Origin of the sequence: Tomitella fengzijianii (genome assembly GCF_007559025.1) — a bacterium.
Classification (GTDB): Bacteria; Actinomycetota; Actinomycetes; order Mycobacteriales; family Mycobacteriaceae; genus Tomitella; species Tomitella fengzijianii.
On the sequence record NZ_CP041765.1, the window covers coordinates 3,464,454 to 3,479,718 of the forward strand.

Here is a 15,265-nt window from a genome sequence, read left to right on the forward strand (position 1 = left end):
CAGTGCAGCATTTCATCCCCGGGACGGCGAACCGTCATCCCGGCCGGGAATAGCGCCGATGCTCACACGTTGTATCGGGCAACAGGTAGTTGCGCAATCAACTACATTGGATCGCGGCACACACGATCCGCTGCGTCCGTCCTGCGACCCGAGGAGCCCGCAATGCCCGCCATCACCGTCGACAACCCCTTGGCCCTGCCGCGCGTCCGCGAGATCCCCGACGACGTGGCCGGCCCCGGCAACAGCCCGCGCCCCGTGCTGGGCGTGGCCACCGCGCCCCAGGGCTTCGAGGGCGAGGGGTTCCCCGTGCGCCGCGCGTTCGCCGGCGTCGACCAGCGGTTCCTCGACCCCTTCATCCACATGGACCAGATGGGCGAGGTCCAGTACGCGCCCGGCGAGCCCAAGGGCACCGACTGGCATCCGCACCGCGGCTTCGAGACCGTCACCTACATCATGGACGGCATCTTCGACCACCAGGACTCCAACGGCGGCGGCGGATCCATCACCAATGGCGACACGCAGTGGATGACCGCCGGCGGAGGCATCCTGCACATCGAGCGCCCGCCGGAGCACCTGGTGGTGTCCGGCGGCCTGTTCCACGGGGTGCAGCTGTGGGTGAACCTGCCCGCGGACGACAAGCGCGCCCACCCGCGATACCAGGACATCGGCTCCGAGCACATCACGCTGCTGTCCACGCCCGACGGCGGCGCACTGCTGCGCCTGATCGCCGGCGACCTGGACGGCCACTCGGGCCCCGGCAGCACGTACACGCCGATCACGCTCATCCACGCGACCATCGCGCCGGGCGCGGAGGTGAAGCTGCCGTGGGACAAGCGCTTCAACGCGCTCGCCTACGTGCTGGCCGGCGACGGCTCCGTTGGCGCCGACCGCCACCCCGTCACCACGGGCCGGCTCGCGGTGTTCGGCGAGGGCGACCACCTGACGCTGCGCGCCGACGAGACGCAGGACTCGCGCACCGAAGCGATGGAGGTGTTCATCCTGGGCGGCGAGCCCATCCGCGAACCGATCGCCATGTACGGACCGTTCGTGATGAACACCAAGGCCGAGGTACTCGAGGCGTTCGAGGACTTCCAGGCCGGACGGCTGGGCACGATCCCCGCCGACCACGAAAGGCGCTGACCGGCAGCCGGGCGCCGCACCCACCGTCAAACACACGATGCCCCGCCCGTTTCCGGGCGGGGCATCGTCGTCATGCGGAGCTCGTCGTCAGCCCAGCCGCTGCTTGAGCGCCTCGAGCTCGTCACGCACCGACGAGGGCACGTCGCCGAGCTTGTCGAACCACTCCTCGATCAGCGGGATCTCGCTCTTCCACTCGTCCACGTCCACCTTGAGCGACGCGTCGATGTCGCCCATGTCCGCGTCGAGCCCCTTCAGGTGGAGCTGCTCGGCGGTGGGCACGTAGCCGATGGCGGTCTTCTCGGCGTCGGCCTTGCCCTCGATGCGCTCGATGATCCACTTGAGCACCCGCGAGTTCTCGCCGAACCCGGGCCACAGGAACCGCTTGTCGTCGCCGCGGCGGAACCAGTTGACGTAGAAGATCTCCGGCAGCTTGGACGCGTCCGCCTGCTTGCCCACGTTCACCCAGTGCGCCAGGTAGTCGTTGGCGCTGTAGCCGATGAACGGCAGCATCGCCATCGGGTCGCGCCGCACGTTGCCGACCTTGCCCTCGGCGGCGGCGGTCTGCTCCGACGAGAGCGTGGCGCCCATGAAGGTGCCGTGCTGCCAGTCGAACGACTGCGTCACCAGTGGCACCGTGTCCTTGCGGCGACCGCCGAAGAGGATCGCGGAGATCGGCACGCCCTGCGGGTCGTCCCACTCCGGCGCGAGGATCGGGCACTGCGACATGGGCGTGCAGTACCGCGAGTTGGGGTGGGCGGCCTTCTCGCCCGACTCCGGCGTCCAGTCGTTCCCGTGCCAGTCGGTGAGGTGCGCGGGCTTGTCGCCCCCGATGCCCTCCCACCAGATGTCGCCGTCGTCGGTGCGCGCGACGTTGGTGTAGATGGTGTTGCCGCCCTCGACCGTCTTCATGGCGTTGGGGTTGGACGCCATGCTGGTGCCCGGCGCCACGCCGAAGAACCCTGCCTCCGGGTTGACCGCGTACAGGCGGCCGTCCTCGCCGAAGCGCAGCCAGGCGATGTCGTCGCCCAGCGTCTCGGCGCGCCAGCCGGGGATGGTGGGCTCGATCATCGCCAGGTTGGTCTTGCCGCAGGCGCTGGGGAACGCGGCCACCACGTAGTAGGCCTTGCCCTCCGGGGAGATCAACTTGAGGATCAGCATGTGCTCGGCCAGCCAGCCCTCGTCGTGGGCCATGGCGGACGCGATGCGCAGCGCGTAGCACTTCTTGCCCAGCAGCGCGTTGCCGCCGTAGCCGGAGCCGTAGCTCCAGATCTCGCGGCTCTCCGGGAAGTGCGTGATGTACTTGGTCTCGTTGCAGGGCCAGGGCACGTCGGCCTGGCCGGGATCCAGCGGCGCACCCACCGAGTGCAGGCCCTTGACGTACTCGCCGTCGGTGCCGATCTTGTCCAGCGCGTCCTGGCCCATGCGGGTCATGATGCGCATGGACACCACGACGTACGGCGAGTCCGTGATCTCGATGCCCAGCTTGGGCTTGTCCGCAGCGAGCGGGCCCATGCAGAACGGCACCACGTACATGGTGCGCCCGCGCATGCTGCCCTCGTAGAGGCCGCGCATCAGCGTGCGCATCTCCTCCGGGTCCATCCAGTTGTTGGTGGGGCCGGCGCCTTCCTCCGTCTGCGTGCAGATGTAGGTGCGGGATTCCACGCGGGCGACGTCGGCGGGGTCCGACTGCGCGAGGAACGAGTTGGGCTTCTTCTCTTCGTTCAGCTTGGTGAACGTGCCGGCGTCGACCAGCTGCCCGGTGAGGCGCTCCCACTCCTCGTCGGAGCCGTCGGCGAAGACGACCCGGTCCGGCTGCGTGAGCTCGGCAACCTCGGTCACCCAGGCGAGCATTTCGGCATGCCGGGTGGGCGGGTTGTCGTCCGCTGAGTTCAAACCTGGAATCGTCGCTGCGGTCATCAGCCTCTCCTGGAGTGGGGCCGGAGCCTCGTCCGCACCCGCCGGGTACGCCGAGGCCGGGATTCCCGGCCGGTCGGTGCAAATCGGGGGCGCGAACTCGGCTGCGCCCCGTCGGTTGGGGTGCTACCCGAATGCTCGTCTGCCGCGTGCCACCGCCCCCTCCCCAGGGGCCGCCGGCACGTGGCCCGAGGGACACGGGCGCCGGGAGTCCTGACACGAGGTTAACGCCGTTCGCAAATTTTCTCCGAATCGGGTCCCGCACCGTGCACGACCCCCGTGGAAACGATCAGCCCGCACGCGCATCGCCGCAGTTCAGCACACCCGCCCCGCGTGATGGTCAGGGACGGTCCCAGTCCGCGAGCACGCGGGCGAGAATGTCCTCCGCCACGCCCATTCCGCCCAGGTGGCTCTCGCCGTGCAGCAGCGTCATATCGGCACGCGGCAGCATCCGCACGCAGTGCTCGCCGTGCGTCTCCGGCACGATGTGGTCGGCGTCGCCGTGGTACCAGTGCACGGGCTTGTCCACGTCGGCCAAGCGGAAGTCCCATTCCTTGGAGAACAGCATGATGTCCGAGAACGGGGCGGAGAACTGCTTGCGGCTGCCGTTGAGCAGGTCGTCGATGAACATCGCCTTGAACTCCGGGCGGGCCAGCAGGTTGCGGTCGCCCTCCGGCGAGAGGAACCCGTAGGCGTCGATGATCTGCGAAGCGAACGGTTTGACCACGCGCACCAGCGAGGTCAGCGCCATGCCGATGGGCACCCGGCCGAGCGAGACCAGCGGCGCCACCATCGCGCCGAACCCGGCGAGCCCGCCGTCCACCGCGTCCTCGCCGCGCGTGGGCGCCACGCCGCCCAGCACCGCGCACGAGCGGACCCTGTCCGGCAGGTACCGCGCGGCGGCCAGCGTGTACGGACCGCCCCCGGACAGGCCCACCACGGACATCTCGTCCAGGCCCAGGTTGTCGGCGACGATGGCCAGGTCGTCGGTGAACTCGTGGAACGACTTGTACACGTGCGCGGTGGACGAGCCGATGCCCGGACGGTCGATGCCGATGATGCGGACGTTCTCCCGCTCCGCGAACTCGCGGGCCTCCACGGGGACCTGCCGGCGGCTGCCCGGCGTGCCGTGCAGCCACACCACGGGGCGCGCGTGCGGCACGCCGAACTCCGAGAAGCTCAGGACGCGGTCACGCTCCGGCCCCACGAGAACCTTGCCCTCGAGCCGGGGGCTGGTGATATCCGTCATGCATACATGATGCCGCGTGCATGTATGACTGCGCAGCCCGGGATCCCGGCGGCCGACTCACCCCGAGACTCACCCCGAGACCCGCCGCCAATGCCACGTCCCGTCCGGGTCCTGCTGGTCCTGCCACGACACCGCGTGCCCCTCGCTGTCGAAGACGGTCTCGTAGTCGGTATCGCCGTCGCCGTCGAGATCGTAGGAGACGGTGATCTGCTCCCCGTCGTGGACGATCATCGTCTCCAGGACGCCGTCGCCGTCCATGTCCACCGCGGTGATGGTGTCGAACGGCAGGGGCTCGTACTCCAGCACGTCCCCCGGGCCCGCCGCCCCGCCCTCGGACGCGGGCCACGTCGAGACCCCGTCGGCCCCGGAATGCACCGCGGCGAACTCCTCGCCGCCCTCCAGCCCGTCCTCCGGCAGTTCATTGCCCAGCCACATCCCGTGCTCCTCTCCCCTCACTGCTCACCGCGCGTACTGGATCCCCCGCGCCCCCGGCAGGACCCGTGCTCCCCGCCGGCCCCTCGCTCCCCGCCGGCCTCGTTCCTTCGACCGTCACGGTACTGCCGCGCCCCACGCCACGCGTCCGTTCATCCACAGGCCCCGGGAACCGTCCGTGCAACCGGGCCAGCCGGCCGTCGATGTCCGCCAGCCGCCGGTCGATCTCGCGAGTCTCGCGCGCATGCGCCTCCGCCACCGCGCGCGCCGCTTCGGACTCGGCGTCGAGCACCCGGTGCGCGATGTGCTGCTCCCAGGCCGCCCGGAACTCGGCGATGGCCTCGTTGGCCCACTGGCGCACCCGCGAGCGGGCCCCCAGGTGTGCGCGGGCCCGCACGATCCACCAGGCGACGAACCCGCCTAGAACCAGAGCGGCCGGCCACGCGAATGCAGCCCACGGGCCCCCGCCCGGCAGCCCGCCCGCCAGCGGGCCCGCCGTCACCAGCCGGCCCACCCCCAGCCCGCCCGACGCGCCCATCAGGATCATCAGCCGGTCCTCCGTGGCACGACGGCGGCGCCCCGGCGGCGCGGGCAGCAGCGGCCTGATCGCTCCGCCCCCGGCATCCGCCTGCGCACCGGGAGAAGCATCCGAGAATTCGGGGACGGCGGCGGCGATGCGCTGTTCGACCATGGCCGCGAGTTCGTCGCCCATGGCTTCGAGCCGGCGTGTCAGCTCCGCCGGATAGCCGCCGATCTGCGTCCGCCCCGCGACGTCCAGCTCGTCGCGCACGGCCGCGGCCGTCCTGCGGCTGAGCGCGGCGATCTCGTGACCCAATTCCACCCGGGCACGCGAGAGCCCCGTACGCAGGGCCGCCATCCGCGCGGGAAGGCCTTCGGCCGTGCGCAGTTGGGCCTTGCGCCCGGCGAGCGCGTTCCGGTGCCGGCGCAGCGCCGACGATTCGGTGCGCGCCGCCGCGCGGGCCCGCTCCGAGCCCCGGTTCCGGCGGGCACGTTCCGCCGCCGCCCTGTCCGCCGCCAGCGCCGCATCCGCGTCGCGGGCCGCCGCCGCGCACTGCGCGTCCGCCAGTGCCGCACGCAGCACCTCCGCGGGCGCGTCCGCGGAGACGATGGGGCACTGCTCGTAGCCGGGGGCGAACTCGCCGAGCAACGCACGCTGCCGCCGCGCCGCGTCGCCGAACCCCGCGCCGCCCGCCGGGCCGGCCAGCACGAACACCACCGCCGTGCCGGGCGCCGCAGCCCGTTCCACGAGATCCAGCTCATCGACGCCGAGGGGGACCTGGCCGGGCAGGACGATCACCGCCGCCCCGCGCCCGCCGCCTGCGACCGAGGCCATGCCACGGGCGAGGGCGACGATCCTCTCCGGCACGGTCGCGCCCGGCACCGCGAACACCCGGACCCGGCCGGCCGGCGGTCCCGCCACCGATTCCTCCCGCTCAGCCATCCGCAGGCTCCTCCACCTCGGCGCCCAGCGCCACGGCGCGGTCGGTGAACCGGCGGCACCACTCGATCGCGTGCGCGCGCTCGCCCGGCTCGGCGGCCACGGCCGCCACCGCCCGCCACTGTGCAGCCTCGCGCAGCGCCGCCCGCGGCCCGTCGGCCTCCGCCGCCCAGGTGCCCGAGCCCGCCGCCCGCATGCGCCGCGCCGCGTCGGAGCGCAGGTAGCGCTCGGCCGCCTCGCGGTCGGGGCCCTCGATCGCCGCACGCATGCGCCCGAAGCGGTGGGCGTCGGCGCGTGCCGCGAGGATCCGGCCGACCCCCGCGGAGAGGCAGTCCGCGAGCTCGTCCAAACCCGTCGGCCGCCCGCCGGGCGGGAGCGAGACGGCGAGGGGGACGCGCGCGGCGGCCTGGCCTGAAGCCGCGTCCGGCCCCGCGTCCGCGCCGCCCTCATCGGCTCGCGCGCGGACCAGCACGACGGGAACGCCGCGGCGGTGCTGACGCTCGATCGCACTCAGGTCCGCGGGAGCGGGCGAGTCCAGCACCATGTGCACCGCGATGTCGACGGGAACCGCGCAGCCGCCGCGTGCCGCGCCGTCGGCCGCCGACTCGGCCGCCCACGGGTCGTTGCAGGCCGGAAGTTCGCCGACGGTGAGCGGCCCGCGCCCGTGCATCCGCGCGGACAGCGCGTCGACGAGCGCGCTCCGGCCGATCCCCGCCCGGCCGCCGACGCCGATGCACACAGGCTCGGGCGCATCGTGCACCGCGTCCGCGGACACTTCCCCCATCCGATCGGTCCCCCGTCCCCCGCGGTGTGTCCCCCGACACCGTCTGCGGCGCAGGATACCTTCCGCGCTCGCCGCGTCCGGGCCGGGATGCGTCGGCCGAGGCGGATACGGGACCATGGTGTGGTGGAAACCCCCCAGGACCCGACGCACAGCCCCGCCCCCGGCACACAGGACCCCCGGCGCGACGGCGACGTGCGGCTTCCCGACGCCGCCTCCGCCGGAGACTCCGGCACCCGGGGCGACGGCGCCGCCGCACCGCAGTGGCAGCGGACGGACGAGGGCACGGACGGCGCCGTCGGCGTGGAGCGCGACCGGTTCGGGCGTTCGCGTCTGCATCCCCGTGTGACGAGCTTCCGCACCCGCCGCGGCACGTTGACCGAGGCGCAGCTGCGGACCTGGGATGAGAAGTGGCCGACGCTGGGGCGCGACGTCCGCGACGAGGTCATCGACACGGAAGAGTGGTTCGGCCGCGACGCCCCCGTCGTCCTGGAGATCGGCTGCGGAACGGGCACCTCCACCGCCGCGATGGCGCTGGCCGAGCCCGACGTCGACGTGCTGGCCGTCGAGGTCTACCGGCCGGGGCTGGCGCAACTGCTGCACCGCATCAAACGCGAGGACATCGGCAACATCCGGCTGCTGCGCGGAGACGGGGTCGATGTGATGGAGAACATGATCGCACCTGCCTCGCTCACCGGCGTGCGGGTGTTCTTTCCGGACCCGTGGCCCAAGAAGCGTCACCACAAGCGCAGGCTGCTGCAGCCCGCGACCTTCTCGCTGATCGCCTCGCGCCTGCGTCCCGGCGGCGTCCTGCACGTGGCGACGGATCACGCCGATTACGCCGAATGGATCACGGAAGCGGGCGCCACCGAGCCGATGCTGCGTACTCTCGATTCGACTGCCCCTATCAGTCTGGAACGCCCGGTGACAAAGTTCGAGGGCAAAGGGCTCCGTGCGGGCAGCACTATTACCGAAATGATCTGGAGACGAGTCGACTCATGAGCGACCATCACGCAGTGATCCCCGGCAGGCGCGTGCTGCTGGTCTGGGACGCCCCCAACCTGGACATGGGCCTGGGTTCGATCCTGGGCGGCCGCCCCACCTCCGCGCACCGCCCGCGCTTCGACGCGCTGGGCCGGTGGCTGTTGGGGCGCGCACAGGAACTCGCCGACGAGGAGGCCGAGGCCGCGGAGGAATCCGGCGGCACGCCCCCGGCGGAGGACGACCCCATCGTCGCCGAGGCGACCGTGTTCACCAACATCGCGGCCGGGTCGGCGGACGTCGTGCGCCCCTGGGTGGAGGCGCTCCGCAACGTGGGCTTCGCCGTGTTCGCCAAGCCGAAGACCGACGAGCACAGCGACGTCGACTCGGACATGCTCGACCACATCGCCCTGCGCCGCTCCACGATGGGCCTTGCCGGCGTCGTCGTGGCCTCCGCGGACGGGCAGGCGTTCCGCGAGCCGATGGAACTGTTGACGGACGCCGGGATCCCGGTGCAGGTGATCGGCTTCCACGAGCACGCCAGCTGGGCGGTCGCCTCACCGAAGCTCGAGTTCGTCGACCTCGAGGACATCCCCGGGGTCTTCCGCGAGCCGCTGCCACGCCTCAGCCTCGAGAACCTGCCCGTCGGCGGCGCATGGCTGCAGCCGTTCCGCCCGCTCACGTCACTGCTCGACGGCAGGTGAGCAGCGGCGCACCATTGATGCCGTTCGCATCTGTACCCAGTCCCGAGATCTTCCGGAGGAGCTAGCGTTGTTCAGCAGTTGGGGGCGGTTGGCCTACCGCCATCGTCGTCTGGTGCTGGTCGCGACGACGATCCTGTTGCTCGTGGGCGGCGTCTTCGGATTGGGTCTCACGGGTCAGCTCAGCCAGAGCGGGTACGACGACCCCGGCTCGGAGTCGACCCAGGCCGCGCAGCTCGCAGACAAGACGTTCGGCCGCGATCACATGTCCGACGTGATCGTCCTCTACACGGCGCCGGACGGTCTCACCGTGGACGACCCGGCCTTCGCCACCAAGGTCGAGGACAGCCTGACCCGGCTGCAGGCCGAATTCCCCGAGCAGATCGGCGGGATCACCAGCTACTGGACGGAGACCTTCGGCAAGTCCCTGCTGTCCACCAAGGACAAACGGCACGCGTTCGCCAGCGTCCAGCTCACGGGCAGCACGGACACCCAGACGCTCGAGCAGTACCACGACATCAAGGGCCAGTTCGCGCTGCCTGGCATCAAGGTCGAGGTTTCCGGCCTGCAGCCCATCGGCGACGCGATCGGCGTCGGCACCGGCAACGACACCCAACGCGCCGAGCTGATCGCGCTCCCCGCCGTTGCCGTGCTGCTGTTCTTCGTCTTCGGCGGCGTGGTGGCCGCGCTGCTGCCGGTGATCGTCGGCGTGCTCACGATCGCCGGCGCCACCGGAGCCCTGTGGATGCTCACGCACTTCATGGACGTCAACACGTTCGCCCAACCGGTGGTGACGCTGATCGGCCTGGGCCTGGCGATCGACTACGCGCTGTTCATAGTCAGCAGATTCCGCGAGGAGCTGGCCGAGGGCTACGACGTGGGCGCCGCCGTGCGCAGGTCCGTCGCCACGGCCGGGCGCACCGTCGTGTTCTCGGCGACCATGCTGGTGGTGGCCTTCACGGGCCTGCTCATGTTCCCGCAGGGGTTCCTCAAATCAGTGGCCTTCGGCGGGCTGTTCGCCATCGCCATCGCAGCGTTCACCTCGCTGACGGTCCTGCCGGCGCTGCTGGGGCTCCTGGGCAGGCGCGTCGACTCGCTCAGCCTGCCCTTCCTCAACCGGAAGAAGACGAACGCGCAGATCGAAGCGGGCTTCTGGGGCAGGCTCACCGACTGGGTGGGCAAGCACCCGGGGTGGGTCGCCGCGCCCATCGTCATCGTCATGCTGCTGCTGATCATCCCGTTCAAGAACGTGGCGTTCGGCGGCCTCAGCGAGAAATACCTCCCCCCGGACAACCCCACCAGGGTGGCCCAGGAGCATTTCGACGAGCTGTTCCCCACCTTCCGCACCAACCCGGTCGATGTGGTCATCACCGGCGCTTCCGATTCGCAGGTCGTCGAGATCGCCACGGCGGCCAACCAGATCGACGGGTTCACCGGGCCGTTCAAGGTGGACAAGTCCGCCGACGATGTCACGGTGCTATCCGCCGGACTGGTGGATCCGGACCGCCCGGGGAACACCATCACCGAGCTCCGCGACATTCCGGAGCCCGACGGCGTCGAAGTGCTCGTGGGCGGGGTGCCCGCGATGACCGTGGACACGATCGACGCGCTGGTGGACATGCTGCCGTGGATGATCCTGTTCCTCGTCGTCACCACGACGGTCCTGATGTTCCTCGCCTTCGGCTCGCTCGTACTGCCGATCAAGGCCGTTCTCATGAGCGCGTTGGGCCTGGGGTCCACCCTGGGCATCCTGACGTGGATCTTCATCGACGGCAACGGCGCGTCGATGCTCAACTTCACCCCCGGACCGCTCATGCCGGCGGTGGTGGTGCTGCTGTTGGCGATCATCTTCGGCCTGTCCACGGACTACGAAGTGTTCCTGATATCCCGGATGGTCGAGGCGCGTGAACGGGGCGCCACGACGCGGGAGGCCATCCGCATCGGCACCGCCCACACTGGCCGCATCATCACCGCGGCCGCCCTCATCCTCATCGTCGTCACGGGCGCCTTCGGGTTCTCCGAGATCGTGATGATGAAGTACATCGCCTACGGCATGATCTCGGCGCTCGTCCTCGACGCGACGGTGATCCGCATGCTGCTGGTCCCCGCGGTGATGACGATGCTGGGCGACGACTGCTGGTGGGCTCCCAAGTGGATGAAGCGCATCCAGAAGCGCATCGGCCTCGGCGAGGTGCACCTGCCGGACGAGCGGCCCACTCATATCGCCACCGGAGTCGCCGTCGCGGGGGCCGGTGCGGGCGCGGCGAGCCCGGTCAGGGCCGCCCCGGCACGCGTCGGCGCCGGCGTTCAGCACCATGCCGGCGCCGCGACGACGGTCGGCGCCGCGCTGGCCGACGCGCCTCCGGACGCCACCACGGTGATTCCGCGGATCACGGCGGAGCAGACGCCGGCCTACGCCGCGGAGCAGGCGGAGGCGCGTACCGCCCAGCGGCCGCAGGCGCGCCCCGGGCCCGCGGGGGGACCCCGGCGGGCCGAGTCCCAGGGGACGGAACCCCAGCGCGCAGAACCCCAGCGCGCAGAACCCAGGCGTGCAGAAACCCGGCGCGCAAGCCCGGCCCCCGCGCAGCCCGCGCCCGGCCGGGCCGCCCCGCGGCCCGCACGCGGCGCTGCATCGGCCGACGCTCGCCCGGCAGGCGGTCCCCAGTGGACGGAGTCCTCCCGCACAGGCGCACCCGACCAGCCGCCCACGCGCCGGACACGCGCGGACCGCGGGCAGGCGGGCGCCGGGCGAGGCGAAGCACCGGCCCAGCCGCAGCGGCCGGGCCCGGAACGGCGCACGGCACCGCAGAACGACGCGCCGCAGCGGCGCCCGGCACGGCCGGCACGGCCGGCGACCCCCGCGGCACCGGATCCGTCGACCGCCGCGAATCCCGCGCATCGTTCGGGTGCCGAGCCGCCGCGCCGCAGCAGCGCCTCTCCGTCCACCGCCTCCGGCTCCGGGCCCGCCCGGCCGAGATACCCGTGGGAGGAGCGCCCCACCGCCCCGCGCATGCGCGCGGAGCAGGACGCGCCGCATGCCCACCCAGGAACGGGCACCGACCGCCCCGGTGCGCACTCCGCACCCGAACATGGTGCGCCGGAACCGGATTCCGCACAGTACGAGACCACCGATCCCGATGCGACCACCGGTGGGCGGCACCTGCGCCCCGACGCCTCCGGCCAGGTCACCGTGGAGGAGCTGCTGCGGCGCCACCGGGGGTGAGCGTCACGCCGACCGCCCGCGGGCCCGGTCGACCGTCCGGGTCGCGCCGGCGGTGACGACGAACACCCTGCGGGCGGGTTGCGGCATGCGTCCCTTCGACCGCCCTACGGTAGCGGCCGCCACTACCGCCCCCACCGGGCGATACGGTGAGACCGTGGCCTCCTCCCGCGACATCCTCGCCCGCGGCGTCAAGAACCGCTGGATGCTCTACATCGCGAGCATGGCGGGAGCCAACGTCTTCGCGGGCGTCATCGCCGCGGTCCTGCTCCTCTGGGTACTGCCGATACCCCGGGACGCCCAGGTGTCCGACCGCGGCGACGTCATCTTCCTGACGGCCCTGACCTACCTCGTGGCCGGCGCCGTGATCAGCGTCGGAACCGCCATCGTGCTGCTGAGCCCCTTGACACGGTGGCGCAGGCGCGGAGGCCCGCCCACCACCGCCGAACAGTCCGCCGTCATGCTCCTGCCACTGCGCCAGTCGCTGGTGCACACGGCCGTGTGGCTGATCGGCTCCCTCGCCTTCATCGCCTACAACTACTCGGACACCCCGAACCTCGCCATCACCGGCGGCATCGTGCTCGCGCTGGTCTCCGTGGGAACGTTCGGGGCCAGTTACATGCTGGGCGAACGCATCCTGCGGCCGGTCGCCGCCCGGGCCCTCTCCGACGCCGAGTACGCCCCGCAGTACGCGCCGCCGATCAGCATGCGCCTGCTGCTCACGTGGGGGCTGGGGACGCTGGTGCCCACCATCGGGCTGCTCACCCTCGCCATCGGGCAGATCACGGGATGGGTCGACGCCACCAGCACCACGTTCGCCGCCGCCGTCATCGCGATGTGCGTGCTCACGGGGCTGACGTCGCTGGTGCTCACGCTGCTGACCAGCTCGCACCTGTCCGATCCCGTACGGCAGCTGCGGGCCGCGCTGCTCGACGTGCGCAACGACGTCCGCGACACCCGTGTCAACGTCTACGACGGCAGCGAACTGGGCATGCTGCAGGTCGGCTTCAACCGGATGGTGACCGCGGTCGACGAGCGACGCCGGCTGCGCACGCTGTTCGGCAAGCACGTCGGCGACGACGTCGCGCGGCTCGCGCTGGAGAACGGCACGGAATTGGGCGGCGAGACCCGTTTCGTCGCCGTGCTGTTCGTCGACATGATCGCGTCCACGCGGATGGCCGCGGCCCGGCCGCCCACCGAGGTCGTCGACCTGCTCAACCGCTTTTTCGAGGTGATCGTGGAGGTCGTGCACCGGCACGGCGGTTTCATCAACAAGTTCATCGGCGACGAGGTGTTCGCCGTGTTCGGCGCGCCCCTGGAGATGCCGGACCCGTGCACGGCGACGCTGCGCGCGGCACGCCGGATGCACACCGAACTCGTGCGGCGCACCGGGATCGACGCGGGGATCGGCGTGTCGTCGGGCGTGTGCGTGGCGGGCAACGTGGGCGCTGCGGAGCGCCTCGAGTACACGGTGATCGGCGACGCGGTCAATGAGGCGGCGCGGCTCACCGAACTGGCCAAGATCCACCCGTCGCGGGTGTTCGCCGCGCAACACACGGTCACCGCAGCGTGCGCCGAGGAACGCGCGCAGTGGACGGCGGGCCGCAGCCTGGTGCTGCGCGGCCGCAGGATGCCGACCGGGATCGCGTACCCGGCGGACGCGCCCACCGCTGCGGACGGTTCCGAGCCGGGGGCCGGCGGCGTCGACGGAGACGCGGCAGGGGACGAGGCCGAGGCGCACTCGGCCGTCGCCGACGACCCGGGCCCCGCCACCGAGCCCCGGTACCGCCCGCGGCCCGACGAAACCGCGTGACGCTCTGCCCGCGTGACGCTCTGCCCGCGTGACGCTCTGCCCGCGTGACGCTCTGCCCGCGTGACGCTCTGCCCGCGTGACGCTCTGCCCGCGTGACGCTCTGCCCGCGTGACGCTTCCGCGCGCCGGCCGCCGTGCCGCACTCGCCTGACCGTGTGCATACGTCCCGCCCGAGCAGGTGTTCCGAGGCACGCCGGTGCAACCTGCGACGCAGACTTCGCGGACGGGGCAGATAGGCTGGGATGATGCCCGCCCGCGACACTGCTGCGCCCGCTTCCCGGCAGCGCCCCCGGTATTGGTGGGTACGCTGGGTGCTCGGCATCGGGCTGGTCGCGCTGCTCACAGCGGAGGGTTTCTACCTGTGGCCCTCGCTGCACAACTCCTGGAATGCGCTCAGCGAGATCCACTGGGGGTGGGTCGCCGCATGCATCCTCGCCCAGGCGGCGTCGATGAGCAGCTTCGGGCGCGTGCAGAAGGTGCTGCTGGGCGCCGCCGGCGTGAAGATCAGCCAGCTCAAGTCGCTGGCCGTGATCTACGCCAGCACGGCGATGAGCCTCACCCTGCCGGCCGGGCAGGTCTTCTCCACCGCGTTCACCTACCGGCGCACCCGCCGGTGGGGCGCCAGCCCGGTGGTGGCGTCGTGGCAGGTGGCCATGTCCGGCGTGCTCGCCGCCGCCGGACTCACCGTGCTGGGCGTGGGCGGGGCGCTGTTCGTCGGCACGGCGGTCAACCCGTTCACCGCCGTGTTCAGCGTGGTCGGCCTGTTCGCGCTGGCCTACGCGGGCCGCTACGTGGCCAAGCATCCCGACTCGCTCGAGGACCTCGGCCGGTGGGCGCTGCGCTGGTTCAACTGGGCGCGCAGCAAGCCCCGCGCCACCGGGATGGACCGCTGGCGCGGAATCATCGAACAGCTCAAGTACGTCCAACTGGGCGCCAAGGACGGCGCGGTCGCCTTCGGCTGGTCGTTCTACAACTGGATCGCCGATATCGCGTGTCTGGGGTTCGCATGCTGGGCGGTGGGCGCGCATCCCAGCATCTCGTCACTGGCCATCGCCTACGCGGCGGCCAAGGCCGTGGGCGCGATCCCCGGCATGCCCGGCGGGCTGGTGTTCGTCGAGGGCACGCTGATCGCGGCGCTGACCGCCGGCGGGCTCACGGGCGGCGAGGCCGTGGCCTCGGTGCTCGTCTACCGCATCGTCAGCTTCATCCTGGTGGCGATCGTCGGGTGGATCATCTTCTTCGTGCTCTTCCGCACCCAGGACCATGAAGACCTCGCCGCCGATCGTGACCTGCGCGAGCGCGAGCTGGCCGAGCTGGAGGACGAGAGGTCGGGCGCCCACGACGAGAGCGCCGCGCCGGACGACTCCGCCCATGACCGGCCGCCCGGTGGCGCACCGGCGCACGACGGTGCCGCCGCCACCACGCCTGAGGAGTCCGACGGCCCGCCCCCTCCGCTCGCCGACGGCCCGCTCGCCGACGACCCGCGCGAAGGCCCCCCGCTCGAAGGCCCCCCGCAGAACAGCACCCCGGCGGATCCCCCGGAGGCCGCCCACCCCCCGGCGACCGACCCCGCCAC

At 71.8% G+C, this 15,265-nt stretch carries 10 protein-coding genes and 1 pseudogene; 6 read left to right on the forward strand and 5 right to left on the reverse strand.

The annotated features are described in order from the left end of the window. Nucleotides 1-162 precede the first annotated feature (162 nt). Nucleotides 163-1,140 (forward strand): pirin family protein, encoded by a 978-nt coding sequence (locus FO059_RS15750; protein ID WP_143909912.1) that lies wholly within the window; start codon nt 163-165, stop codon nt 1,138-1,140. Between the two features lie 87 nt (nt 1,141-1,227). On the opposite strand, the gene FO059_RS15755 is transcribed toward FO059_RS15750, so the two are convergent. From FO059_RS15755 to FO059_RS15775, 5 genes are all read right to left on the reverse strand, one after another. Beyond that, nucleotides 1,228-3,057, reverse strand: coding sequence for a phosphoenolpyruvate carboxykinase (GTP) (locus FO059_RS15755; protein WP_143909913.1), 1,830 nt, complete (start codon nt 3,055-3,057; stop codon nt 1,228-1,230). A gap of 337 nt (nt 3,058-3,394) precedes the next feature. Continuing rightward, nucleotides 3,395-4,303, reverse strand: a complete 909-nt coding sequence (locus FO059_RS15760; RefSeq protein WP_143909914.1) for an alpha/beta fold hydrolase — start codon at nt 4,301-4,303, stop codon at nt 3,395-3,397. Between the two features lie 69 nt (nt 4,304-4,372). After that, a complete protein-coding gene (locus tag FO059_RS15765; RefSeq protein WP_143909915.1) occupies nt 4,373-4,738 on the reverse strand; it encodes a DUF6802 family protein in 366 nt (121 codons plus the stop codon). After that, nucleotides 4,722-6,197, reverse strand: a complete 1,476-nt coding sequence (locus FO059_RS15770; protein WP_143909916.1) for a hypothetical protein — start codon at nt 6,195-6,197, stop codon at nt 4,722-4,724. Before FO059_RS15770 ends, FO059_RS15765 begins: the two co-directional genes overlap by 17 nt. Then, on the reverse strand, nt 6,190-6,978 hold the full coding sequence (locus FO059_RS15775) for a hypothetical protein (protein WP_143909917.1): 789 nt from the start codon (nt 6,976-6,978) through the stop codon (nt 6,190-6,192). The genes FO059_RS15770 and FO059_RS15775 overlap by 8 nt, the downstream gene beginning before the upstream one ends. 300 nt (nt 6,979-7,278) lie before the next feature. On the opposite strand from FO059_RS15775, the gene trmB reads away from it, so the two are divergent. The 5 genes and pseudogenes from trmB to FO059_RS15800 all read left to right on the forward strand — a co-directional run. Next, complete coding sequence (gene trmB / locus FO059_RS15780) at nt 7,279-7,977, forward strand: tRNA (guanosine(46)-N7)-methyltransferase TrmB (RefSeq protein WP_233266689.1); 699 nt, start codon at nt 7,279-7,281, stop codon at nt 7,975-7,977. Then, a complete protein-coding gene (locus FO059_RS15785) occupies nt 7,974-8,660 on the forward strand; it encodes an NYN domain-containing protein (protein ID WP_143909919.1) in 687 nt (228 codons plus the stop codon). The genes trmB and FO059_RS15785 overlap by 4 nt, the downstream gene beginning before the upstream one ends. Nucleotides 8,661-8,727: 67 nt before the next feature. Further along, nucleotides 8,728-11,880: an MMPL family transporter gene (locus FO059_RS15790; RefSeq protein WP_143909920.1), complete on the forward strand. Its 3,153-nt coding sequence runs from the start codon at nt 8,728-8,730 to the stop codon at nt 11,878-11,880. 154 nt (nt 11,881-12,034) lie between these two features. Continuing rightward, on the forward strand, nt 12,035-13,690 hold the full coding sequence (locus FO059_RS15795; protein WP_233266662.1) for an adenylate/guanylate cyclase domain-containing protein: 1,656 nt from the start codon (nt 12,035-12,037) through the stop codon (nt 13,688-13,690). 241 nt (nt 13,691-13,931) lie between these two features. Next, a pseudogene (locus tag FO059_RS15800) lies at nt 13,932-15,050 on the forward strand (lysylphosphatidylglycerol synthase transmembrane domain-containing protein); the annotation flags it as partial. Between the last annotated feature and the right edge of the window lie 215 nt (nt 15,051-15,265).

Bases quoted from the DNA above. Each gene is read 5' to 3' on its own strand.
- FO059_RS15750 (WP_143909912.1), top strand. From the start codon at position 163: ATGCCCGCCATCACCGTCGACAACCCCTTGGCCCTGCCGCGCGTCCGC.
- FO059_RS15755 (WP_143909913.1), bottom strand. From the start codon at position 3,057: ATGACCGCAGCGACGATTCCAGGTTTGAACTCAGCGGACGACAACCCG.
- FO059_RS15760 (WP_143909914.1), bottom strand. From the start codon at position 4,303: ATGACGGATATCACCAGCCCCCGGCTCGAGGGCAAGGTTCTCGTGGGG.
- FO059_RS15765 (WP_143909915.1), bottom strand. From the start codon at position 4,738: ATGTGGCTGGGCAATGAACTGCCGGAGGACGGGCTGGAGGGCGGCGAG.
- FO059_RS15770 (WP_143909916.1), bottom strand. From the start codon at position 6,197: ATGGCTGAGCGGGAGGAATCGGTGGCGGGACCGCCGGCCGGCCGGGTC.
- FO059_RS15775 (WP_143909917.1), bottom strand. From the start codon at position 6,978: ATGGGGGAAGTGTCCGCGGACGCGGTGCACGATGCGCCCGAGCCTGTG.
- FO059_RS15785 (WP_143909919.1), top strand. From the start codon at position 7,974: ATGAGCGACCATCACGCAGTGATCCCCGGCAGGCGCGTGCTGCTGGTC.